20 protein-coding genes are annotated in these 21,143 nt (G+C 70.3%); 9 read left to right on the top strand and 11 right to left on the bottom strand.

All coding sequences use genetic code 11. The features are described from left to right. Nucleotides 1-2 precede the first annotated feature (2 nt). Nucleotides 3-956: a hypothetical protein gene (locus DFJ67_RS09260; protein WP_147315461.1), complete on the top strand. Its 954-nt coding sequence runs from the start codon at nucleotides 3-5 to the stop codon at nucleotides 954-956. Here the strand turns inward: DFJ67_RS09260 and DFJ67_RS09255 are convergent. The 4 genes from DFJ67_RS09255 to DFJ67_RS09240 all read right to left on the bottom strand — a co-directional run bounded on the left by DFJ67_RS09255 (nucleotide 953) and on the right by DFJ67_RS09240 (nucleotide 6,117). Beyond that, the gene (locus DFJ67_RS09255) at nucleotides 953-3,196 is read right to left on the bottom strand and encodes a hypothetical protein (RefSeq protein WP_116067507.1); all 2,244 of its coding nucleotides are present in this window, start codon (nucleotides 3,194-3,196) and stop codon (nucleotides 953-955) included. The two genes, DFJ67_RS09260 and DFJ67_RS09255, sit on opposite strands and share 4 nt — an antisense overlap. Next, nucleotides 3,193-4,107 carry a P-loop NTPase family protein gene (locus tag DFJ67_RS09250; protein WP_116067506.1) on the bottom strand — a complete coding sequence of 305 codons (915 nt, stop codon included), beginning with the start codon at nucleotides 4,105-4,107 and terminating at the stop codon, nucleotides 3,193-3,195. Before DFJ67_RS09250 ends, DFJ67_RS09255 begins: the two co-directional genes overlap by 4 nt. Next, on the bottom strand, nucleotides 4,104-4,946 hold the full coding sequence (locus tag DFJ67_RS09245; protein WP_116067505.1) for a hypothetical protein: 843 nt from the start codon (nucleotides 4,944-4,946) through the stop codon (nucleotides 4,104-4,106). The genes DFJ67_RS09250 and DFJ67_RS09245 overlap by 4 nt, the downstream gene beginning before the upstream one ends. Before the next feature lie 124 nt (nucleotides 4,947-5,070). Continuing rightward, the gene (locus DFJ67_RS09240) at nucleotides 5,071-6,117 is read right to left on the bottom strand and encodes a DNA polymerase III subunit beta family protein (protein ID WP_116075933.1); all 1,047 of its coding nucleotides are present in this window, start codon (nucleotides 6,115-6,117) and stop codon (nucleotides 5,071-5,073) included. Between the two features lie 84 nt (nucleotides 6,118-6,201). Between DFJ67_RS09240 and DFJ67_RS09235 the strand changes: the two genes are divergently transcribed. Beyond that, complete coding sequence (locus DFJ67_RS09235; protein ID WP_116067504.1) at nucleotides 6,202-7,008, top strand: LLM class flavin-dependent oxidoreductase; 807 nt, start codon at nucleotides 6,202-6,204, stop codon at nucleotides 7,006-7,008. A 195-nt stretch (nucleotides 7,009-7,203) separates the two neighbouring features. Further along, complete coding sequence (locus tag DFJ67_RS09230; protein WP_147315460.1) at nucleotides 7,204-7,953, top strand: HEAT repeat domain-containing protein; 750 nt, start codon at nucleotides 7,204-7,206, stop codon at nucleotides 7,951-7,953. A 29-nt stretch (nucleotides 7,954-7,982) separates the two neighbouring features. Here DFJ67_RS09230 and ligD read toward each other — a convergent pair whose 3' ends face one another. The 3 genes from ligD to DFJ67_RS09215 are packed head-to-tail and all read right to left on the bottom strand — an operon-like array spanning nucleotide 7,983 to nucleotide 12,863. Beyond that, the gene (ligD, locus tag DFJ67_RS09225; protein WP_116067502.1) at nucleotides 7,983-8,945 is read right to left on the bottom strand and encodes a non-homologous end-joining DNA ligase; all 963 of its coding nucleotides are present in this window, start codon (nucleotides 8,943-8,945) and stop codon (nucleotides 7,983-7,985) included. Beyond that, nucleotides 8,942-11,128 carry an MMPL family transporter gene (locus DFJ67_RS09220; protein WP_116067501.1) on the bottom strand — a complete coding sequence of 729 codons (2,187 nt, stop codon included), beginning with the start codon at nucleotides 11,126-11,128 and terminating at the stop codon, nucleotides 8,942-8,944. Before DFJ67_RS09220 ends, ligD begins: the two co-directional genes overlap by 4 nt. 46 nt (nucleotides 11,129-11,174) lie before the next feature. Beyond that, on the bottom strand, nucleotides 11,175-12,863 hold the full coding sequence (locus tag DFJ67_RS09215) for an AMP-binding protein (protein WP_116067500.1): 1,689 nt from the start codon (nucleotides 12,861-12,863) through the stop codon (nucleotides 11,175-11,177). A 48-nt stretch (nucleotides 12,864-12,911) separates the two neighbouring features. Here DFJ67_RS09215 and DFJ67_RS09210 point away from each other — a divergent pair, with 48 nt between their 5' ends. The 4 genes from DFJ67_RS09210 (at nucleotide 12,912) to DFJ67_RS09195 (ending at nucleotide 17,343) form a co-directional block, all read left to right on the top strand. Further along, on the top strand, nucleotides 12,912-13,295 hold the full coding sequence (locus tag DFJ67_RS09210) for a YciI family protein (protein WP_116067499.1): 384 nt from the start codon (nucleotides 12,912-12,914) through the stop codon (nucleotides 13,293-13,295). A gap of 39 nt (nucleotides 13,296-13,334) precedes the next feature. Continuing rightward, a complete protein-coding gene (locus DFJ67_RS09205) occupies nucleotides 13,335-14,786 on the top strand; it encodes a fascin domain-containing protein (RefSeq protein ID WP_116067498.1) in 1,452 nt (483 codons plus the stop codon). A 57-nt stretch (nucleotides 14,787-14,843) separates the two neighbouring features. Then, complete coding sequence (locus tag DFJ67_RS09200; protein WP_116067497.1) at nucleotides 14,844-16,424, top strand: esterase/lipase family protein; 1,581 nt, start codon at nucleotides 14,844-14,846, stop codon at nucleotides 16,422-16,424. A 208-nt stretch (nucleotides 16,425-16,632) separates the two neighbouring features. Further along, nucleotides 16,633-17,343, top strand: coding sequence for a DUF3159 domain-containing protein (locus tag DFJ67_RS09195; protein ID WP_116067496.1), 711 nt, complete (start codon nucleotides 16,633-16,635; stop codon nucleotides 17,341-17,343). Nucleotides 17,344-17,347: 4 nt separating this feature from the next. Here DFJ67_RS09195 and DFJ67_RS09190 read toward each other — a convergent pair whose 3' ends face one another. From DFJ67_RS09190 to DFJ67_RS09175, 4 genes are read right to left on the bottom strand one after another with little or no spacing between them, the layout of a single operon-like run. Continuing rightward, nucleotides 17,348-18,280, bottom strand: a complete 933-nt coding sequence (locus DFJ67_RS09190; protein ID WP_170215772.1) for a 5,10-methylenetetrahydrofolate reductase — start codon at nucleotides 18,278-18,280, stop codon at nucleotides 17,348-17,350. 44 nt (nucleotides 18,281-18,324) lie between these two features. Then, on the bottom strand, nucleotides 18,325-19,179 hold the full coding sequence (locus DFJ67_RS09185) for a hypothetical protein (RefSeq protein ID WP_147315459.1): 855 nt from the start codon (nucleotides 19,177-19,179) through the stop codon (nucleotides 18,325-18,327). Further along, nucleotides 19,176-19,502 carry a PadR family transcriptional regulator gene (locus tag DFJ67_RS09180; protein ID WP_239097388.1) on the bottom strand — a complete coding sequence of 109 codons (327 nt, stop codon included), beginning with the start codon at nucleotides 19,500-19,502 and terminating at the stop codon, nucleotides 19,176-19,178. The genes DFJ67_RS09185 and DFJ67_RS09180 overlap by 4 nt, the downstream gene beginning before the upstream one ends. 24 nt (nucleotides 19,503-19,526) lie before the next feature. Beyond that, entirely contained in the window at nucleotides 19,527-19,721 is a 195-nt protein-coding gene (locus DFJ67_RS09175) for a hypothetical protein (RefSeq protein ID WP_116067493.1), read from the bottom strand. A 213-nt stretch (nucleotides 19,722-19,934) separates the two neighbouring features. Here DFJ67_RS09175 and DFJ67_RS09170 point away from each other — a divergent pair, with 213 nt between their 5' ends. Continuing rightward, nucleotides 19,935-20,849: a DUF5996 family protein gene (locus tag DFJ67_RS09170; RefSeq protein ID WP_203783946.1), complete on the top strand. Its 915-nt coding sequence runs from the start codon at nucleotides 19,935-19,937 to the stop codon at nucleotides 20,847-20,849. Next, nucleotides 20,846-21,136, top strand: coding sequence for a hypothetical protein (locus DFJ67_RS09165; RefSeq protein ID WP_116067492.1), 291 nt, complete (start codon nucleotides 20,846-20,848; stop codon nucleotides 21,134-21,136). Before DFJ67_RS09170 ends, DFJ67_RS09165 begins: the two co-directional genes overlap by 4 nt. The last annotated feature ends 7 nt before the right edge of the window (nucleotides 21,137-21,143 follow it).

Here is a 21,143-nt window from a genome sequence, read left to right as displayed (position 1 = left end):
CGGTGACCCGGTCGGCCTTCGACAGTGTCCACATCGACCCACCGCCCAGCGACGAACAACACGACCTGCTGTTCTCGGCGGCCGACCTGGCCCGGCGGATCCCCAACCTGACGCATCTGAGCCTGATCGTCGACGGCGACCGGACCTTCTCGATCGACCAGACCGACACCGACCAGCAGCAGCGCAAGCAGGCCCGGCTCGCCGCGCAGGGCGTCGTGGGGGTCTGCCTCGACCTACACGACAAGCTCCAGGTGGCGCGCACCGGCGCGCTGGTGCGGCTCGTCCTGGAGACGCCGGCCGGTGCCGCGCTGGCCTACACGATCCCGCGCCGCGGCCACCTCGTCGGTTTCTGCCTGCGCGACCCGCACCTGCCCGCCGAACCCAGCCTCGCGGTGGCACCCGAGGTGCAGGAGGCCGACCGGGCGCTGGCTGGGCTGGCCGCCGAGGCGCGCGAGCTGTTCGAGCTCAGCGACCAGAACCCGGGTGGCTTCCAGCCGATCGCGCCCAGCGCGGTGCTGCCACCACCGACCGGCAGCCCGGTCATCACCGGCAACGCCCACGCCCGGCTGCTGTCGATCTGCCGGGAGGCGATCGACGAGCGGCTGCAATACGTGCTCTATCTGAGCAACGACGGCACCGCGTTCGCGGTCGACTGCTTCGGCGGCCTCGACCTCCCGGAGACCCACGGCGACACCTCGCCCGCCCGGCTGCGCCGGGTCTACTGGGGTTTCCACACCGATCTCGACGGCGACCTGCGCGACCTGCGCCGGCTGGTCTACCCGGTGCTCGGCCGGGCGGCCCGGGCGGTGGTGCTCGACGTCGAAGACGGCGCCGTGATCACCCGCTGGCTCGGCGGCGGCCGCCAGGTGGTCGGCGTGACCCTGGTGCAGGCCTACGTGGCCAGCGTCGAGGACCGCTTCGCCGAACTCTGCGGCCGCCTGGACGAGGCCGGCTAGGTGGCCCGGCGGCGCATCGCGGTCGGCCCGGTCAGCTCGGTCTGCACCCGGCCGGCGAGGTTGCCGAACAGCTCCGACGCCCTGATCTCGGTGGTGCGCTCGGTCGGGAGGTCGTCGACGTCGGCGAACCGCGCGGTGACGTGGCGCAACTCGTCGAGTTGGAAGAGCGGGAGATATTCGCAGGCCACCGAGTAGGTCTGGCAGAGCGCGTCGAGCGTGCGGGTGTCGCGCCCGGCCGCTCCGGCCGGCGACTCCTCGGCATACCAGAGCCGCAGTTCTTCGCGGAACGCCGCGATCAGCCGTTGCAGCAGCGCCACGACGCCGGCCGCGGCCGCGGTGTTGCGCTGCCGTAGTCGGGCCCGCAGCGCCATCCGGGTGTCGCGGGCCCGGTCGGGCCCGGCGTGCAGCGCGTCGGTGAACAGCGTGTCGACCCGGCCGAGCAACTCGGCGAGCACGTGCTGCGCGTCGTCGAGCATCGCCTCGACCGCCGGCGGCAGGTGCGCGGGCGTCCCCTGGGCACCCTGCGGCTCCGGTGGCTGGAGCCGTCCGATGATCTCGGCGAGGTGCTTCTCGTTGGCGGTGCGCAACTCGTTCATCGACAGTGCGAGCTGTGCGACGTACCCGTGCATGGTTGCCTGGTGTTGACCCAAGCGGTCGAGCCGGTTGCCGACCCGCTCGACCGGGTCGTGTGCCTCGAAGGAGGCGAGGATCGCGCGCACGGTGCGGCCGAGGTCGCGCCCGATCCGGCCCGGCTGCGCGACCAGCGGCCGCCGCCCGGTCAGGTCGGTCAGCTCGCGTTCGGCGCCCTGGGCCAGGAATCCCTTGACCACCAGCAGGATCTCGCCGGTGGGCAGGCCCTCCTTGACCGTGAAGATCCGGTCGCGCTGCCGGTTGACGTCGGCCGCGCCGATGACGTTTTCGGCGACCAGGATGGCGCAGCCCTCGCCACCATCGGTGTCGGCGACCCAGAAGTCCACATGGGAGTCCTGGCTCAGCCCGACATAGCGGTTGGGCTCGACCTTCCAACCCTGCTCGGTGAGCGCGCGGCGGACCTCTTCCGCGAAATAGGCGCCGTGCCGTTCCTCCACGTAGGCCTGTGCCGCGGTCTCGATCGCGGCCTCGTCGATGGTCGTGGTGGCCGGCCGGGTCGCCCGCACCAGGCGATGAGACAGATCCACGATCAACCGGGGTACGCCTGCCGTCAGGTCGGCAAGGTGCTCGACCACCTTCGGGCTGAACGGCGGCGGCGCGGTGGCCTGGTCGCGCACGGCTTCGCGGCTCGTGTTGACCAGTTGCTGGATGTCTTCGGGCTGGAACGGCGAGGTCTGGATGGTCGGGCCGATCCGGTAACGGACGTCTTCGGGCACGTTTTCCAGGAACGACGTGAACCCGGAGAGCACCACGAACGCGCCGGCGTTGACCGCGCTGGCCAGGAACCGGCGCAGCGCGGTCGTGGTCTCCTCGGTCAGCGGCCGGTCGGCCCGGAACGTGCGCTCCAGCTCGTCGAAGGTGAGCAGGATCTTGCGGCCGGGCGCACAGATCACCGAGATCAGCGCGCCCATCGCCCGGAGCGCGTCGGCGTCGCTCTCCAACGCGGCGGCGATCCGCCGGTCGCGCAGCACGCCGGCCGGCTCGCCGCCGGCCAGCCAGGTCCAGACCGCGTGGTCGAAACCCGGCCGCAGCAACAGCGTGAGCGCGGTCGCGATCCCCGGGTGGTCGGTGAGCTGCTCCAGGCGGGTGGTCAGGGTCTCCAGGTAGGCGCCCCGGTCGAGGCGCATCCGCTGCACCAGGGTGACCGGGTCGAGCTTGCCGCCGCGCAGCTCCGGGCCGAGATGCCGGCCGAGGTCGGAGTCGCCAAGGGCGTCGGCGACCACCTGGGCGAAGAGGTGCCGCACCCCGGCACGCACGGTCGACTCGTCGCGTTTGACGGCCCGGACGAACGAACCGAGCACGCCCTGGAACGAGGTCGCGGAGACCTGCGCGTAGAACGAGCGCACCGGTGGTTGGGCCTGATCGGCCATCCCGCGCAGCACGCCCGACAGGTAGGTCTTGCCGGTGCCGGCACCGCCGATGACCGCGAGCACCTCGCCTTGCTGGCCGCCCCGGAGGAAGGCGTCGAACAGCGCGGCCGCGGTGGTCACGGCCGGCGTGTGGACGGCCAGATCGGGGTCGACGGGCTGGCCGGAGGCGTTGGCGGTGGACGGGAACGGGTTGGCGAACCCAGCCTGAGGTGTCGTCATCGGTCACCAGTCCCGGATGCGTAGAGCCGGACGTACGCCCGCCAGAAGTGCTCGTCGGAGATCATTTCCGGCTGCTCGGGCTCGGCGCACAGCAGTTCCCAGACCGCGTGCAGCACGAGCTGGAGCTCGCCGATCGACATCGGACGCTGGCTGACCAGGCTCTTCAGCTTCTCCGGAGCGACCTGGGGCGGTGCGTCGCCGTGTGGCCAGCTCCCGTATTCCAGGAAGCGCTCGAGCCGGAAGTCCCAGAAGGTGTCTCCGTCGCTTTCGGCGAGCGGCCCCAGCTCCAGGAACAGCGGCGGCGAGCCACCGGCCGAGTGGAACTCCGCCCGGCGTTCGCGCAGGCTGCTCCAATAGGCGGTCTCGGCGAAGAACAGCAGCTTGGCGCGGGCGAAGCGGGCGTATTTGATCAGCTCGCTGACCAGGTCGCCGGAGGGCGGCAGCAGGACCACCAGGAACGTGCTCGGGCCGAGCACCTGGCTGAGGATCGGGAACATCCGGTCGGGCTCTTCGAGCCGCTGCGCCAGGTCGCCGGCGGTCTCCAGGAGCCGGCGGGTGCGTAGCTCGTCGACCAACCGGCCCGCGATGAACTTGATCCGGTCGGCGACCTCGCCGCGGTCCAACCTGTCGCGCCGGAGATCGACCACGACCGGATGGCGTTCGCCTGACGCGCTGCTGAGCCATTTCACACAGCGGTTGACGAGCGCCGTCTTGCCGCTGCCATAAGGCCCGCTGACGACCACCAGCCGGCCGTCTTGTAGGACTCCGTCGCCACCCTGGAAGTCGGCCTGGAAAGCGCTGAACTGGCGCTCAGTGTGATCGACGTCGGCGTAATCCTCGTGGGTTCCGTGCACGCCGGGGTTGAGCGGAGTCCGCGCGTCGACGCAACCGGGAACGAGAAACGGGTTCATCCGATCTCCGGGGTGGCCGGCCGTTGCTCCGGCTGTTTGTTGTGCCGTGGATGGTCATGCCGATAAGCAATATGGTCGGCATCGCGGGTGAGATTGGCAAGAGATCCGAAGATGCGGGTCCCCCGTTCCACTCGTCTTTTTGGATCAAGCGCCGCCCACGCTTCGGTGTCGATCAGATATCTGCCCAACGGCTCCTTGTCGAGGCGCGCCAGCACCTCGGTCGGCTCCGGCCAGTCTGGCCGGGCCAGGTGGACCCGGCGGAGCTTGGTCTGCAGGTCGACGGTGCGCTCGATGACCTGCGGCGCGGAGGGCGCGTCGGTGGCCTCCTTGAGCCAGCCGTGCGCGTAGCGGTGCACCACTGACTCGAAGGCCTGCACCGCGCTGTGCAGCTCGTTGGCCTCCTGGCGGCGCTGCGCCACCTGGTCGCGCGACCTGGTCACCAGAAACGTGAGCAGGGCGCCGACGACCGTCGCGGTCAACGTGGTGACCGGCGCGAACCAGGGGTTGGGGCGGGTCGAGTCGGCCGGGGTCTGCACCTTGTCGGCTGGGCCGGCGGCGCGGAGGGCGGCGCAACTGCGATCGAAATCGGCGGGATAGGACCGGCGCCATTCGGCGACCCGCAGGTCTTGCGAACCGACCCGGATCTGGTCGGGTCGTTCGGCCGGGGTGCCCCGGTCGAGCGCTATCGCGGCGCGGATGAGATCGGTTTGGTGATCTAGACAGAAAACCAGGGAACCGTCATCGACCGGGGTCGGCAGTGGTGCGATGGGCGCTAGGAAGAAACCGAAAACCGCGACCGCGCTAAGGGCCCGACACCGGGATGAACCTGGGCGGGCCATGACCGGACTCTATCTGACGAACAGATGCCGAACGCATCGCCGAATCGGGTCGTTCGTGATTGGACTGTCGCATCAATGGGACACGGAGAAAGGCGCGCCGGGCGATGCCCGGCGCGCTCTCCCGTCAGGCCTTGACCGGCATGATGATGGAGAAACCGCGGTCGTCGGCCGGCCGCCGGATCGCGAGCGGGTGGATCGGGCCGTCGAGCTCGAGCACGAGTTGGCCGTCGCCGCCCGCGTTGAGGGCCTCGAGCAGGAACCCGCGGTTGACGGCCACGTGCTCGTCGTTCCAGTCGTCCTCGCCGACCAGGTCGACACCGCCGCCGGAGCCGATGGCCAGCACCGCGAGCTCGTGGTCGACGCCGTCGTGCTGGCGGACCACCCGCGGCGTGGTCGGTGCCGCTAGCGCCGCCCGCAGCGCGGCCGGGTCGACCGGGGTGCGGCGCGGGGTGTCGCCGGTGCGCGCTTCGAGGAGCCGGCGGTAGTCGGGATAGTCGTACGCCAGCGGGGTGTCCTTGATCGTCCAATCGCCGCCCGAGGCCTCGATCAGGGTGCCGTCCAGCCGCAGGGTGATCGGCTCGTCCCCGCCGAGGCGGTCGCGGACCCGATCGACCCACCCGGTCGGCGCGATGATCTTGTTGGCCGGCCCGTCGACGTCGGCGGGCTCGCGATGGATGGCCATCCGGAAGCGGTCGGTCGCGACGAAGGTGACCGCGCCGGGCTCGGCGTCGACCAGGACGCCCGCCAGCATCGGCAGCTCAGGGTCGGTGCCGGCGGCGAACCGGACGGAGTCGAAGGCGGCGCCCAGGACGGTGGCGGACATGGTCACGGTGGTCATCGGGTTCTCCTGCGTGTCGAGAAGGGCGTGAACACGGGAGAGCTCGCGGCGGGCATCGGCCAGACCGGTCTCGAGGCGGCCCAGGTGCCGGTCGACCAGCCGGTGCGCGGTGGCCGGTTCGGCGCCGAGCACGGCGCTGATCTCGGCGACCGGCATGCCGACCCGGCGCAGGCCGGCGACCAGGCGGGCCTGATCGACCTGCTGGTCGCTATACCAGCGGTAGCCGTTCTCCGGATCGACCAGCGCCGGCACCAGCGCGCCCACGCGGTCGTAGAACCGCAGCGCGCTCACGCTGAGCCCGCTGGCCCGCGCGGTCTCGCCGATGCTCCGCATGTCGCTCTCCACATCCCGGAACCCTGGTGCCTCGACCTTGTCGAGGGTCAAGTTCTGTCGGACCCCGCTGCTATCAATGTCCGCATGAGGTACGGGGTGATTCTGCCCGGCGGGCCCGCCGGCGCCCAGGTTGAGCAGGCCGTTCTCGCGGAGCGCGCGGGCTGGGACGCGGTGTTCGTGTGGGAGGCGGCCTACGGCGTCGACGCGTGGTCGCTGCTGTCGGCGATGGCGATGGTGACCAGCCGGGTCCAGCTCGGCACCATGCTGACCCCGCTGCCCTGGCGCCGCCCGTGGAAGGTGGCCAGCCAGGTCGCGACCCTCGACCAGCTCTCCGGCGGGCGCGCGATCCTGAGCGTCGGGCTCGGGGCGATCGAGACCGATCTGCCGTCGACGGGGGAGGTGGTCGATCGGCGCGAGCGGGCTGGTCTGCTCGACGAGGGCATCGACCTGATCCGGGCGCTGTGGAGTGGCTCGACGAGCTTTCACGGTGCGCACTACGACTACGAGTGCGCGCGCGACGACCTGACCGAGGTGGTGCGGCCGGTGCGGTCGCGCATCCCGATCTGGGTGGTGGCGCGCTGGCCGCGGCCGCGGTCGATGCGGCGGGCGTTGCGCTGCGACGGGGTGATTCCGGAGTTCTCCGGCGAAGGGGGGCCCGAGGGGGCGCGGTCGGTGCGGGAGTGGTTGGGCACGCGGGGGGTTGGTGCCGAGTTCGACCTGATCGCCGAGGGTGAGACGCGGGCTGACGACCCGGGCTCGGCGGCGGTTGTCGCGGAATGGGCGGCGGCGGGGGCGACGTGGTGGCTCGAGTCGCGGTGGGAGATGCCGCACCACAGCCCGGAGCGGATGACCCAGATCCGCGACCGGATCGCCGCCGGGCCGCCAGGTTGATCGCCGGGCCGCCAGGTTGGCCGTCGGGCGGCCAGGTTGATCGGCGGGCGGCCAGGTTGATCGGCGGGCGGCCAGGTTGATCGGCGAGCGGCCAGGTTGATCGGCAGGCCGCCAGGTTGACCGGCGGGCCGCCAGGTTGATCCGCGGCCAGCCGCGATCCGCGCTGGCCGCCTTTGGGCGCTACGATCCGCGGCGATGGCGGAGTTCGTGCATATCACCAGGGCGGGGTCGGCCCGGCGAATGCCGCGTTCGGGGATCGCCGCGGTTAGCCACGGCTGGGCCGGCAGGCGCGGCGTTTATTGCATGCCGGTGTTGCCATCGTTCACGCTCACCTATCAGTGGGTGCGTGAGCTGCGGCGCTGGCACCCGGGTGTGCTCGTGGCGGTGCACCTGCGGTTGCCCGACGACGAGCCGGTGACGATCGGACACTATGGCGCGCAACCCGACGAGGCCACCGCCGCGCGGGCGGTCGCGCGGGTGCGTGCGCTCGATGATCCGCGGGGCTATGAGGTGTTCGTGCCGCGGGCGGTCACGGCGGCCGAGGTGCGCCGGATCCGGGATGTCCCACAAGGGGTGGGGTGGCGCTACCTACCGGCGGCCCACGGCCGGCGACCGTGCGCGTGTCCCTACTGTCTGCGGCGCGGCGGTTTCAAGGCGGCGAGGCTGCGCCGCCGGTTCGCGTATGAGGAGCCGCCCAAGCCGAAGAACGAGCTGATGGCGGAGCTGCGGGCGGCCGAAACGGCAGACGAGATCATCGATGTGCTCGCTGAGCTCGGCCGTGGCCGGCGGGGTGGTGCCGAGGAACTGGCCTACCTTGCCGATCATCCTGACCCGCACGTGCGCCAAACGCTCGAAAGCGTTCTGCGGGTCTACCGCGGCAGCGAAGCGCGCCGGCTCCGAGATCGGATACGGCGTGCCGATTCAGCGGAGTCCGAGCCGAGCTGATCGAGCCGGCGGCCCGAGGTTCGGCGTCCTCAAGGACGAGGGATGCGGGCCTCATGGGGGCGGCGGTCCGGGCGCAGGCCGCGCCAGGCCGGATGGCGCAGGCGGCCATCGGGCGTGACCGACCGGAAGACCACCTCGCCGACCACCTTCGGTCGCACCCAGCGCACCCCGCGCCGGTCGGCCGTCGGGATCGGCTCGGCCAACGGCGACCGGTCGGTCTCCAGCGGAGTGAGGAGCGCCAGCAACTCGGCGAGCATGTCGTCGGTGAAGCCGGTGCCCACCCCGCCGCAATAGATCAACCTGTCCTGGTCGTCGTAGGCGCCCAGGGTGAGCGAGCCGATCGTGCCCGCCCGCCGGCCACCGCCGGGCTTCCAGCCGACCACCACCACCTCGGTGGTCTGGATGAAGGGCGTCTTGCGCCAGACCGGCGACCGCCGACCGGGGTGGTAGGTGCCATCCACCCGCTTGGACACGACGCCCTCCAGGCCGCGCTCGCGGGCCGTCGTCATCACCGCGTCCGGGTCGGTCTCGAAGTAGGGCGCCACCAGCACCGGCTGCTCGTCGATGCCGAGGCCGTCGAGCACGGCGCGGCGTTCGCTCCAGGGACGACCGATGAGGGGCTCGTCGAGATACAGCACGTCGAAGACGCCGAACACGACCGGTGTCGACGACACCAGCGTCGGGCTCGGGTCGACCACGTGCATTCGGCGTTGCAGCGACGAAAAGGACGAGACGCCGTGCCGGTCGAAGGTGACGATCTCGCCGTCGAGCACTACCCGGCGGTGGCCGATCAGATCGGCGACCACGTTCAACTCCGGGTAGCTGGGCGTGACGTCGAGGTCGTTGCGGGACATCAGCCGGATGCCGCCGCGCCCGTCGGTGTAGGCGACCGTGCGGACGCCGTCCCATTTGAACTCGTACGCCCAGCCGGGTGTCGTGGGTATCTCGCCCGGCGTCGCCAGCATCGGCTCGATCACGCGTGGCCAGCTCATCGGTGTGCCCCTTCGAGTTCGGGAGCCTCCGGCTGCTCGCCCTCGATGTCGAGGCGCGGCAGGATGTGGTCCAGCCAGCGGGGGATCCACCAGGCCCGGTCGCCGAGGATCGCGAGGATCGCCGGCACCAGGATCATCCGGACGATGCTGGCGTCGAGCAGCACCGAGACCGCCATGCCGACGGCGAGCATCTTGATCGTCGGGTCCGGGTCGGCGACGAAGCTGATGAACACAACGATCATGATCAGGGCCGCGGTCGTGATCACCCGGGCGGTGGCGCCGATGCCCAGGGCGACGCTGCGCCGGGTGTCTCGGGTGCGCAGGTAGGCCTCGCGGACCCGGGACATCAGGAAGACCTCGTAGTCCATCGACAAGCCGAACACGACGGCAAACATGATCATGGGTACGTACGCCGGGATGGACAGTGGCATGTCGACGCCGATCCACGACGAGCCCCAGCCCCACTGGAACACCGCGACGATCACGCCGTAAGCCGCGCCGACCGACAGCAGGTTCATCACCGCCGCCTGGATGCCGATCACCAGTGACCGGAAGGCCGTCGTGAGCAGCAGCAGCGACAGGATCACCACGGCGAAGATCAGCCAGGGCAGCCGCTGCACGGTGCGGGCGGTGAAGTCGTCATAGCTGGCGGTCTGCCCGGTCAGGTAGGTGGTGGCCGGCACGGTCGGCAGCACGTCGTCGCGGATCCGGTGCACCAGGTCGGTGGTCGCCGTGTCGCGCGGGCCCGTTGTCGGGATGACGTTGATGATCGCGGTGTTGCCCTGCGGGTTGACCACCGGCGGCGCCACCGATGCCACCCCGGGCTGCTGCTCGAGCGCCAGTTGGGTGCTGGTCACCAGCGTCGTCGGGTCGGTGCCGGGCGGGATCGAGATGACGACCGTCAGCGGCCCGTTGGCGCCCGGACCGAAACCTTCGGCGATCAGGTCGTACGCCCGGCGGTCGCTGTCGCTCGTCGGGTCGGTGCCGGGGTCGAGTTGGCCGAAGTCGATCCAGATCAGCGGGATCGTGATCACCAGCAGCACGGCCACCGCGCCGATCGCCCAGGGCCACGGCTGCCGGCTGACGTAGCGGCCCCACCGGGCGAAAGCGCCGTGCTCGTGCGCCGGGTGGGTCACCGGGTCGACCCCGGGGGGCGGCGGCGGTTCGCGGAAGCGGCGGATCGCGAGGACCGTCCGTCCGGTGAGGCCCAGGAAGGCCGGGATCAGCGTGAGTGCGGCCAGCATGGTCAGCGCGACCGCGAGCGCCGCCGAGATGCCGAGCGCGCCGATGAACGGCAGGCCCGAGATGTAGAGGCTGAGCATCGCGATGATCACGGTGGTGCCGGCGACCAGGATGGCCATCCCGGAATGCCCGTTGGCACTGCCGGCGGCCCGGACGTAGTCGCCGTCGGCGAGATCCTCCCGGTGGCGGGCGACCTGGAAAAGCCCGTAGTCGATGGCGACACCCAGGCCGAGCAGGGTGGCCAGCGTGGGTCCGGTGGTCGGGAAGGTGAACGCCGCGGCCAGCAGGCCGATGATCGACAGCGCTGCGAGCACCGAGAACACCGCCGAGACGAGCGGGATCAGCGCGGCGACCACCGAGAAGAAGATGAGGAACAGCAGCACGAAGGCCACCACGATGCCGACGATCTCGGACGCGGCGTCGTTGGTGCCCTTGCCGATCTGGCCGGTGGCGGCGCCGTACTCGACGGTAAGGCCGGCCGCCCGGGCCGGCGCCACGGCGTTGTCGAGTTGGTTCAGATACTCGTCGCCGAGGGCGTCGGTGGAGATGTCGTAGTCGACGTTGCCGTACGCGATCGTGCCGTCCGGCGACACGGTCGGCGGGTTGGTGGCGAACGGGCTGGTCGCGCTGACCACGTGCGGCAGCGTGGCGGTGTTGGCCACCGACTGGTCGACCGCGGCCTGCTGCGCCTTGACCGTCGAGCCGGCCGGCGCCTGGAAGACGAGTTGCCCGACGAATGTGGTCTGGCCGGGAAACTCGCTGGCGATGACGTTGGTGCCCTTTTCGGACTGGCTGCCCGGCACCGTGTAGTCGTTGACGTAGTCGCCGCCCCACCGGTTGTTGCCGACCACCAGGCCGACCAGCAGCACCACCCAGGCGGCGATGACGACCCAGTGCCGGCGCGCGCACCACCGGCCGAGGCGGGCCAGAAACGCGTGCATGCCTGCCTCCGGTGGTCCGGGAGATCGGGCATTCAGCTTAAAACGGTCAACTCGGCCGAGTGTCCTCCTCGCGGAACTCGGTGGCCGGGCGCCCGCCGTTGGCGTAGCGGTCGTGGTCGCCGGTCCGCAACTCGACCCGGCGGATCTTCCCGGACAGCGTCTTCGGCAGCTCGGCGAACTCGATCCGGCGGACCCGCTTGAACGGCGCCAGGTGTTCCCGGCAGTGAGCGAAGATCGAGGCCGCGGTGTCGGCGTCCGGCGCCCAACCGGCGGCGAGCACGACGAACGCCTTGGGCACCGCGAGCCGCAGCGGGTCGGGCGACGGCACCACGGCGGCCTCGGCGACCGCCGGGTGTTCGATCAGCACGCTCTCCAACTCGAACGGCGAGATCCGGTAGTCCGACGCCTTGAACACGTCGTCCATCCGGCCGACGTAGGTGATGTAGCCGTCGGAGTCGCGGGAGCCGACGTCGCCGGTGTGGTAGAAACCGCCGGCCATCGCCTCCGCGTTGCGCTCGGGATCGCCGTGGTAGCCGACCATCAGCCCGAGCGGCCGGTGCGCGAGGTCGAGGCAGATCTCACCGTCGTCACCCGGCTGGCCGGTGATCGGGTCGACCAGGGCCACGACATACCCGGGCAGCGGCCGGCCCATCGAGCCCGGCTTCACCGGCTGACCGGGCGTGTTGGCGATCTGCACGGTCGTCTCGGTCTGCCCGAAGCCGTCGCGGATGGTCAGGCCCCACGCGCGGCGTACCTGCTCAATGATCTCGGGGTTGAGGGGTTCACCGGCAGCGACCGCCACCCGCGGCGGCGTGGCCAGCTTGCGCAGGTCGGCCTGGGCCAGCATGCGCCAGACGGTCGGCGGCGCGCAGAAGGTGGTGATGCCGCAGCGGTCCATCTGGGCCATCAGCGCGGTCGCGTCGAACCGGCTGTAGTTGAAGAGGAACACGCAGGCCTGGGCGTTCCACGGCGCGAAGACGTTGCTCCAGGCGTGCTTGGCCCAACCCGGCGAAGAGATATTGAGGTGTACGTCGCCGGGCCGCAGGCCGATCCAATACATCGTCGAAAGGTGACCGGCCGGGTAGGACGCGTGGGTGTGCTCGACCAGCTTCGGCAACGCCGTGGTCCCGGAGGTGAAGTAGAGCAGCAGCGGGTCGCTCGCGCGGGTCACCCCGTCAGCGGTGAACACCTGCGCCGCACCGTCGGCGCCGCCGTAGTCGAGCCAACCGGGCGGGGCGCCACCGACCGCGATCCGGGTGTAGTCGCCGGCGACGTCGGCCAGCTTGTCGGTCGAGGCGGTCGTGGTGATCACGTGCCGGGCGCCGCCCCGATCCAGCCGGTCGCGCAGGTCGGCCGGCCCGAGCAGCGGCGTCGCCGGGATGATCACCGCACCGAGCTTGGCGCAGGCCAGGATCGTCTCCCACAGCTCGACCTGGTTGCCGAGCATGACGATGACCCGGTCACCCCGGCCGACACCGGCGGCGTCGCGCAGCCAGTTGGCGACCTGATTGGACCGCTCGCTCAGCTCGCGGAACGACCGCTTCGCCTCCGAGCCGTCTTCCTCGACGATCCACAAGGCCGGGTCGTCGTTGCCCTCGGCCATCGGGTCGAACCAGTCCAGGGCCCAGTTGAACTCGTCGAGCTGCGGCCAGCGGAACTCGGCGTAGGCCCGGTCGTAGTCGTCGGCGACGTCGAGGAGATAGTCCCGCGCCGCCCGAAACGCTTCTCGGCTCACGGCCCCAGTCTGCTACCGCGACCGCTGGAGCGCGCCACACTGAAGACCATGAAATATCTGATCATGGTGTACGGCAATCCGCGCTCGCGGGCGATCTGGGAGAGCTTCACCGACGAGCAACGGGCCGCCGGGATGATCGAGCACCTGGCCCTGGGCGAGGCGCTGACGGCATCCGGCGAGCTGATCCTCAGCCACCGCCTGGCCGACCCGTCGACGGGCACCCGCCTGCCCGGCCAGCCGGAAGCGCTGGCGGCGCTGGGCCTGCCGACCGACGGCCCGTTCGCCGAGTCGAAGGAGCAACTGGCCGGCTTCTATCTGGTCGACTGCGATTCCGAGGAGCGCGCGCTGGAGTGGGCCGCGAAGGTGCCGGAGGCCGCGCTCGGCCTGGTCGAGGTCCGGCCTATCTGGTCGGCTGACATGACCGACCGATAGCGTGATCTTCGGCGTGACATGATCATCTAGGCTGCGCCCGTGCACCTCAATCGCAAGCTCGCCGCGGTCGTCGCCGCGCTGCTCGGAACCGTCGGCGTTGGCGTCGTCGCCTCGCCCGCGAACGCCGCCATCAAACCGGTCATCGCGGGCACCGCAATCTGTGACGAAGACTCCAGCAGCTGGGTCGTGACCTGGACGGTCACGAACCCCACCGAGACGCCGGTCGCGATCCGGCAGGTCTTCGCCGTCCCGGTCGCGCCGGTCACGACGTTCACCGGCATCGCGGTCGGCGACGTCCTGCCGCCGGCGTCGGAGGGCTCGCTCACCGGGACCACCGTGGTGCACAGCTATCTGCCAAAGGTCGCGTCGTTCCTCGCCATCGGCCTGGCGGATTCGACGTTGAGCACCCGGGCGCAGGTGAATCTGCCCACCGTTTGCGGCACGCCGGTCAAGCCCACCGTCACCTTCGAGTCGCGGTGTGACGACCTGCTGGTCAGCGTCGCGATGCCGGCGAACGGCTACACCGTCCCGATCGAAGTGTGGGGCACTGACGCCATGGAGAGCAGCTTCGTGGCCGAACCAGGCGCCGCTGTGCGGTCGGTGCCGGTGCCGTCCGACAAGGCGGCGTCCGTGAAAGTCAACATTGGCGGCGTTGGCACGGTGGCGCAGAGCAAGTGGGCGTATCCGGCGTCCTGCCTGCCACCGTCGGCTGGCACCTTCCAGCTCTTCGCACAGGCCAACTACCGCTACGTGGAGGCCGACCAGCTTGACGTCGCCGCGAGCGCGTTGGCCACCAGCAGCTTCGGCACCCGTTTCGAGTTTCGCGACGTGGGATCCGGCGATGTCGCTATCCGTTCGGTCGACGACAGCCGCTTCCTGACCGTCGCCGCGGGCGATGGCTCGGTGAACCTGGGTCCGGTTCGGGTCCTCGGCGTCGCGGAGAAGTTCCGCGTCGTGGGCAACGCCGACGGCACAACGAGCTTGCGGTCCGAGCTCAACGGCAAGTTTGTGACCGCCGAGCGTGCCGGCCAGGAGCCGCTTGTTGCCAATCGGACCGCGATCGGCCCCTGGGAGAAGTTCAGCCGCTACGCCCCGAACGCGGGCCCTCGCCCGATCGATGCGTTGATCAACGATAACTACGTGACCGCCGAGTCGGCCGGCAAGAAACCGCTGATCGCCAACCGGGCCACAGCAGGGCTGTGGGAGTTCTTCTTCGTGCAGGACCTCGGCAACGGCGAGGTGTCGCTGAAGTCGCTGGTCAACGGCAAATACGTGTGTGCCGACCACGCTGGCAAGGACCCGCTGATCGCCAACCGCACCGCGGTCGGTCCGTGGGAGACCTTCAAGGTCGTCAAGAACGCCGACGGGTCGGTGAGCTTCCAGTCGAAGGTCAATGGTCGCTACGTGACGGCGGAGTCGGCCGGCAAGAAGCCGTTGATCGCCAACCGCACCGCTATCGGCCCGTGGGAGAAGTTCTACACGTTCGGCTGAGGTCACTAGCTGTCGCGATTCGGTGACGATGAATCCTCGTCTGCCGATGGGGGAGCCATGGGTTCGCGTCTCGTCGTTGTGGTTCCGTCGATCGCCAACGACCTGACGCAGTGGGCCGAGTTGGTCGACCGGCTCAAGACGCTCGACGGCTATGGCGAGCCCGACTGCCGTTGGGAGCTGATGTCACACGACGCGGCCTGGTTCCGGCGGGGTTCGCTCCGGCAGCAGGCGTCCACCATCGCCGCGCGGATACACCAGAGCTGGGTGGCCAACGGCGGCTATGACGAGATCGTCCTGGTCGGCCACAGCGTCGGTGGGCTGATCGTGCGGCAGGCCTACCTGCTCGCGCTGGCCGGCGAGCCGGGCGAGCGCAACCCCTGGGCCGGCAAGGTCAACCGGGTCGTGCTCTTCGCCAGCCTCAACCGCGGGCTGCCCGCGCGGTTCGAGCGGCGGTGGTGGCTGCCGGCCGCGGCCTGGTTCGCCCGGGTGCTGCCGTTCACCCGGCACTGGCTGATCCACGACGTGCTCCGCGGTTCGGCCTTCATCACCAACCTGCGGATCACCTGGGTCCGCGAGATCAACGGGCTCGCTCACCCACCCAATCTGGTGCAGTTTCTCGGCAGCGAAGACGGGCTGGTCACCGGGGATGACAGCAGCGACGTCCGTCAGTTCCCGACCGGCCGTCAGCAGATCATCCCGGACGCCACCCACGGCAACCTGATCCGGTTGAGCGTGGCCCCCGCGCCCGACGAGCGGTTCCGGCTGATCGCCACCGCGTTCACCGAGCCCTTGCGGGAAGACCCGGTGCCGGAGATCGGTGACGCCGGCAAGACGGTCGTGATCGCGCTGCATGGGATCCGGGCGGGCAACACCACGTGGGTACGCGACGTCGAAGACGAGATCGGCTCGCGGAACAGCGACGTCGAGGTGGTGGGTGCGAGCTACGGACGGTTCTCAGCGGGCAAGTTCGCGCTGCCGGTGACCCGCCGCCGCTTCCTGGGCTGGCTCGAGGACACCTACGCTGAGCGGTTGGCGCTCAACCCCAAGGCGACGTTCCATTTCATCGGCCACAGCAACGGCACCTATTTGCTCGGCCACAGCCTCCAGAAGATTCCCGGAATGCGGTTCGAACGGGTGTTGCTGGCCGGGAGCGTGCTTCCGGTCGGTTACGACTGGCGCGGGCGCCGGGAGGCCGGCCAGGTGCGGCGGATCCGGAATGACCGGGCCGCCCGGGACATCCCGGTCGGCGTGCTCTGCGCCGGGCTGCGCGGCCTCGGCATGCGCGACGTCGGCACGGCTGGGGTCGACGGCTTCCACGAGTGGGACGACGACGCCAAGAGCGAGGTCTACTACTACCCCGGTGGGCACAGCGACGCGCTCAACGCCGGCAACCTGCCGCGGCTGGTCACGTTCGTGCTCGACGGGACGGTGCTCAAGCAGGACGCGCTCCCGCGTACCCCATCAGCGGGTTTCGCGTTCTTGTCCCGGGCGGCACCGACGCTCGCGCGCCTACTGGTCATTCTGGGCGCCGCGGCCATCGCCGCCTTCGTGGCGCTCGGGCCCTGGTCGTGGCCGATCCACCTCGCGCTGGTCGCCGCGATCCTGCTCGCGGGGTTTCTGGTGCTCGATCTGATCTGAGGCATCACCAAACACGCTGTGAATTCGCTGTCACTTGAAACCTCTGAGGTGCTAGCAAATGCGGTGAGTTAACAGCCGCAAATCCTCGCGTTCGCCATCGGCGAGGGCGAAACCTCCGATTTCTCCATCAGAATAGGGGCACATCGCCTCTGGATTTCCGAGGAATCTGGGTTACGTTGAGGCTCCCATCCCCGATCCCCCCGGGCCTATGACTGTCTGTGAAGAAGCACCTCCCGCTGAAGCCCCGTTCGTCATCGAGGTCGGCGCCCTTCGGCCGGCACTGATCCGCGCCGCGCGGTTGTTCGCGGAGACGGCGCTCGTGCCGACCGGCCTGCTCTACCTGCTGCTGCACACCGCCGGCCTGGTGCCGGCGCTCGCGGCGGTGCTCGGCTGGTGCGTGTTGACCGTGAGCATCCGCTGGATCTCCGGCCGCCACCTCCCCGGCACGCTGCTGGTCTGCGCCGGCGCCCTCTGCGCCCGGGCGATCGTCGCCCTGGTCCTCTCCAGCGCCTTGGTCTACCTGGTCCAGCCGGTGATCGCCTCGCTCTTCATGGCGGCGTTGTTCCTGCTGAGCGCGCTGTTCGGCAGACCGATAACGATGCGGTTGGCCCGCGACTTCGTCTCGTTGCCCGTGCACCTGCTGCACCACAAGGGCATGCGCCGGGTGTTCACCCAGACGGCGGCGCTGTGGGGCATCGGCCGGCTGATCGACGCCGGGATGAGCCTCGGGTTCCTGCACGTCGGCCTCGACGCCGCGCTGCTCTCCCGTGGTGTGTTCAGCGGGGTGCTGACCGCCGTGATGGTGGCCGTGTGCGCCGGCTGGGGCATCTGGAGCCTACGGCGCATGCCCGACGTGAAGTTCCGGTTCGGCGAACCGAAGCCCACCGCGACACCCGCCCCGGCCCTCGCTGCGGCGTAGGCCGTCAGCGGAGCAGGGTCCGGACCTCCTTGGCGAGCTGGATCGAGGCGTCGATCTCCGCCTTGCGGATCGACACGCTCTCGACGTTGAAGCCGAACGGCATCCCCAGCCGGCGGCAGAAGGCGGCCAGTTCGCGGGCGTTGGCGACGCACTGCTCGTAGGACTCGGTCAACGGGTCCGCCGAGCGGCTCAGCGAGTTTTCCAGCCAGCGCGGGATGTCGACGCCCAGCCAGCGCAGGAACGCCAGCGTCTTGACCGATCCGCAGACCGACAGCGTGAAGAGCACCGGACGCGGCCGCACGCCGCGTTCGGCGCAAGCGTAGAAGTAGTCGGACAGCAGGCTCTTGGTCGCATCGACGTGGTAGACGACCTGCGAGATGAAAAACGAACTCCCGCGGTCTTGCTTGGCCAGCATCCGCAGGTGCTCGTCGCCCCGCCGGGTGTAGCGCTCAGTGATAGTGACGCCACCAAGGGTTAGCGCGGGCTGGAGCTGGTCGCGCAGCGCGTGCGCCTCGCCGAGCCGGGTCTGCACCGGCTTGCTCGACGACGACGGCCCGACGAACACCGTCAGCACCTGGTCGGTGTCGACCGCACCGAGCCAGCGCGAGAAGTCGGCGGCGGGGTATTTGCCGACGCACCGGTAGATCACCACCGGCAACCGCCAGGCCGCGAGCTGGCCGGCGTGATAGGCGGCGGGATCCATCGTCGGCAGGTAGGGGAACGGTCGCTGGTCGGGGTTGCGGTCGCCCTCGTCGTCGATGTCGTAGAGCACCAGGCCGTCGAGCTCGACCCCGGCCAGGCGGCTCAGCGTCACTTCGGCGATCCGGGCCGCCTCGGCCGCGGAGACGCTCTCCCGCGGCGGCGTCAGGCCGAGCAGCAGCACCTCGTCGCCGGCCGCCAACGCCGCGGCCAGCGGGTTGTCGCTAACTTGATCCACCCGGACATCTTCTCAGCCGGCACCGCCGAGCGACCGTGGCGAGGCTATCGACGCCGAGTTGGCCCGCCAGCTGGCGGCGTTTCGCCGCGCGGCCGCCAACCTGTAGCCAGGCGGCTCCTGGTCAGCAGCGCGGTGATGCCCAGCAGCAGACCCATCACGGCGCCGAGGAAGAGCAGGCCGATGTAGGGGTCGACCAGCTCGATGCGGCTCTCCGAGATCTGCATCGCGGGTGACAGCGTCGTCGGGACGACGATGGGGATCAGCTCGGCCGGGCCGGCGCTGGCGATGATGTCGACCAGGATGACGATGCCGAGCGAGCCGACGGTTGCCGCGAACAGGCCGGCGAGCGACGCCGCTCGGTCGTCGTGCGGTCGCTGGGCCAGTGCGGCCGCGCCGAGCGCGGCGAGCGCGACGAGCAGCACGGTCGAGCCGATGCTGCGCGGCACCGGTGGGATGGCGAACATCAGCACCGCCGCGGCACCGACCGAGGCCAGCCCGGCGCCGCCGCCGATCAACAGCACCCGCGCGGTCGCGGCGCACCGGCGCGACGTGATCGCCAGGAAGCCGAACAGGTAGCTCCCGATCAGGAGAGCGAGGATCCAACCGCCCTCGCGCAGCTTCTGGCCCGGGTTGGATGATGTCGCGATCGCGGTCGCGATGCCCCCGACCGTGACGGCGAGGACGGCGCAGCAGGCGAAACGCACCAGGCGCGGGGTCGACCAGGTGCCGGGCCGCAACACGACCACCCGCAGGCAGCCGAGCAGGAACAGCCAGCGTTCCGAGCGCGAGTCGACGGCGGCCATTTCGGCCCGCATCGCCTGGCCCCACTCGGCGCGCTCGCGCGGCAGCCCGTGCAGTGCCGCCGCCAGCAGGCGGTCGGACACGCCCGAGCGGGTCACCACGCACCCCGCGGTCGCGGCGCCTGGCGGGGCTGCGCGGCGGCCTCGGCAGCGGACTCGGCCTCGGCCTCGGCGATGAGCGCCAGCCCGGTGTCGGTCAAGCGGTAGAGGTGGCGGGCCGGGCGGCCCTGCTCCGGCTCGGTCTCCCAGCTCGACTCGAGCAGACCGCGGTCGCTGAGGCGGATGAGGATCGGGTAGAGCGAGCCGGCCTTGAGGCCGATCTCCTGCCCGAGGTCGTAGCCGTGTCGCCATCGGGACGGGTCGGCCGCGAGGGCCGTAAGCACCGCCACGGTCTGCGGTGAGGGGCGCCGGGATCTGGTCACGGCGTTAAATCTATCTAGGTAGAGTTAGTGGCGGATCGGCCGATCGGTTGTTCCGTGCTCGGCCGGCACAGCGTCGCGCACCGCGAACGGGTCGCGAAGCTGCAACATCGCCTCGGCTCCGTCGTCGGCGGCCGGGCCCGGCGTGCTGGCCGCGGCGTCGACCTCCGGCGCGTCGGCCGGTGCGACGAACAGCGTGGCGTGGTCGTGGTTTGGCGTCATCCAAAGTCCTCATTGGTGTGGTTGTGGAGTGCGGCAGCCCGCTCGCGCCGCGAAAGACGTTTGCGGCGGTGAGTTCTTCCGTCGCCGCTCAGATCAGCCATGCCAGGAGGGATGGCGCAACGTCGAGGGAATCAAAAACTCCAACGGCGCCAATATAGCACGATTACGCCGTACGCCCGGCTGCGTATGGATCAACCGGCCTAGGCTTCGGGGGTGGCGGATTCCCAGGTCGGGCGCGCCGGTTGGCCGATTCTCCAGGTGGCGGACTGGCAACCGACGCGCGACACGGTCCAACTCTGGACGCAGATCGTCGGCAAGACCCGGCTCGCCCTCGCCCCGCCGCTCAACCACTGGTGGGGTGTCGCGCTCTATGTGACCGGCCGCGGCCTGACCACCTCGCTGATGCCCTATCGCGGCATCGGGGTCGAGGTCAGCTTCGACTTCGTCGCGCACGCGCTCGACATCCGACTCACCACCGGCGCCCATCGCCGGATGACGCTCGCCCCGCGCAGCGTCGCCGACTTCTACCGCGAATACCGCGCGCACCTGGCCGCCCTGGGCGTCGACGTCGACATCGTGCCGCGGCCGGTGGAGATCCCCGACGTGGTGGCGTTCGACCGCGACACGGTCCACGACTCCTACGACGCCCAGGCGATGCACGCGTTCTGGTCGTCGCTGGTGTCGGCCGACCGTGTGTTCAACAGCTTCCGGGCCGAGTTCCGCGGCAAGGCCAGCCCGGTGCACTTCTTCTGGGGCGGCTTCGACCTGGCGGTGACCCGCTTCTCGGGCCGCCCGGCACCGCGGCATCCGGGTGGCATCCCCAACTGCCCGGACCGGGTGATGTGGGAGGCCTACAGCGACGAGGTGTCCAGCGCCGGCTACTGGCCGGGAGGAGCCGACGAGGGCGTCTTCTACTCGTACGCCTACCCCGAACCGCCCGGCTATCGCGAGCAGCCCGCCGGCCCGGGGGCCTATTTCGACGCGGACCTCGGCGAGTACGTGTTGCCCTACGCCGAAGTCCGCGCGGCCGCCGACCCCGACGCGATGTTGCTGGACTTCCTGCGCCACACCTACACGGCCGCCGCCACGACGGGCGATTGGCCCCATGGACGGAAGGAGCCGGGATGACGTCGGCGGAGCACCTCAACAACCATCACCGCAACACGTTGCGGCAGATCCTCCAGCACCCGACGAGCCACAACATCGAATGGCGGTCGGTGCTCTCGCTGCTGGAGACGGTGGGCACCGTCGACCGCCGCCATGACGGCAAGCTCGCCGTCACGGTCGGGTCGCAGACCCAGGTCTTCGACCACTTCGAGACGAAGGACCTCGACGCGCGTACGGTCTCCGAACTCCGCGGCATGCTGAGCAAGGCAGGGTTCGGCACCGGCACGGCAACGGGCCACGAAGTCTGAGCAACCG

The sequence above is a fragment of the Asanoa ferruginea genome, from assembly GCF_003387075.1.
Lineage (GTDB): Bacteria > Actinomycetota > Actinomycetes > Mycobacteriales > Micromonosporaceae > Asanoa > Asanoa ferruginea.
Note: the sequence above shows the minus strand (reverse complement) of the source record. Positions and strands in the feature narration are given on the sequence as shown.

Excerpts from the sequence above, each read along its gene's own strand:
- DFJ67_RS09255 (WP_116067507.1), bottom strand. The coding sequence starts at position 3,196 with ATGACGACACCTCAGGCTGGGTTCGCCAACCCGTTCCCGTCCACCGCC.
- DFJ67_RS09250 (WP_116067506.1), bottom strand. The coding sequence starts at position 4,107 with ATGAACCCGTTTCTCGTTCCCGGTTGCGTCGACGCGCGGACTCCGCTC.
- DFJ67_RS09245 (WP_116067505.1), bottom strand. The coding sequence starts at position 4,946 with ATGGCCCGCCCAGGTTCATCCCGGTGTCGGGCCCTTAGCGCGGTCGCG.
- DFJ67_RS09240 (WP_116075933.1), bottom strand. The coding sequence starts at position 6,117 with ATGCGGAGCATCGGCGAGACCGCGCGGGCCAGCGGGCTCAGCGTGAGC.
- DFJ67_RS09235 (WP_116067504.1), top strand. The coding sequence starts at position 6,202 with ATGAGGTACGGGGTGATTCTGCCCGGCGGGCCCGCCGGCGCCCAGGTT.
- DFJ67_RS09230 (WP_147315460.1), top strand. The coding sequence starts at position 7,204 with ATGGCGGAGTTCGTGCATATCACCAGGGCGGGGTCGGCCCGGCGAATG.
- ligD (WP_116067502.1), bottom strand. The coding sequence starts at position 8,945 with ATGAGCTGGCCACGCGTGATCGAGCCGATGCTGGCGACGCCGGGCGAG.
- DFJ67_RS09220 (WP_116067501.1), bottom strand. The coding sequence starts at position 11,128 with ATGCACGCGTTTCTGGCCCGCCTCGGCCGGTGGTGCGCGCGCCGGCAC.
- DFJ67_RS09210 (WP_116067499.1), top strand. The coding sequence starts at position 12,912 with ATGAAATATCTGATCATGGTGTACGGCAATCCGCGCTCGCGGGCGATC.
- DFJ67_RS09200 (WP_116067497.1), top strand. The coding sequence starts at position 14,844 with ATGGGTTCGCGTCTCGTCGTTGTGGTTCCGTCGATCGCCAACGACCTG.
- DFJ67_RS09195 (WP_116067496.1), top strand. The coding sequence starts at position 16,633 with ATGACTGTCTGTGAAGAAGCACCTCCCGCTGAAGCCCCGTTCGTCATC.
- DFJ67_RS09175 (WP_116067493.1), bottom strand. The coding sequence starts at position 19,721 with ATGACGCCAAACCACGACCACGCCACGCTGTTCGTCGCACCGGCCGAC.
- DFJ67_RS09165 (WP_116067492.1), top strand. The coding sequence starts at position 20,846 with ATGACGTCGGCGGAGCACCTCAACAACCATCACCGCAACACGTTGCGG.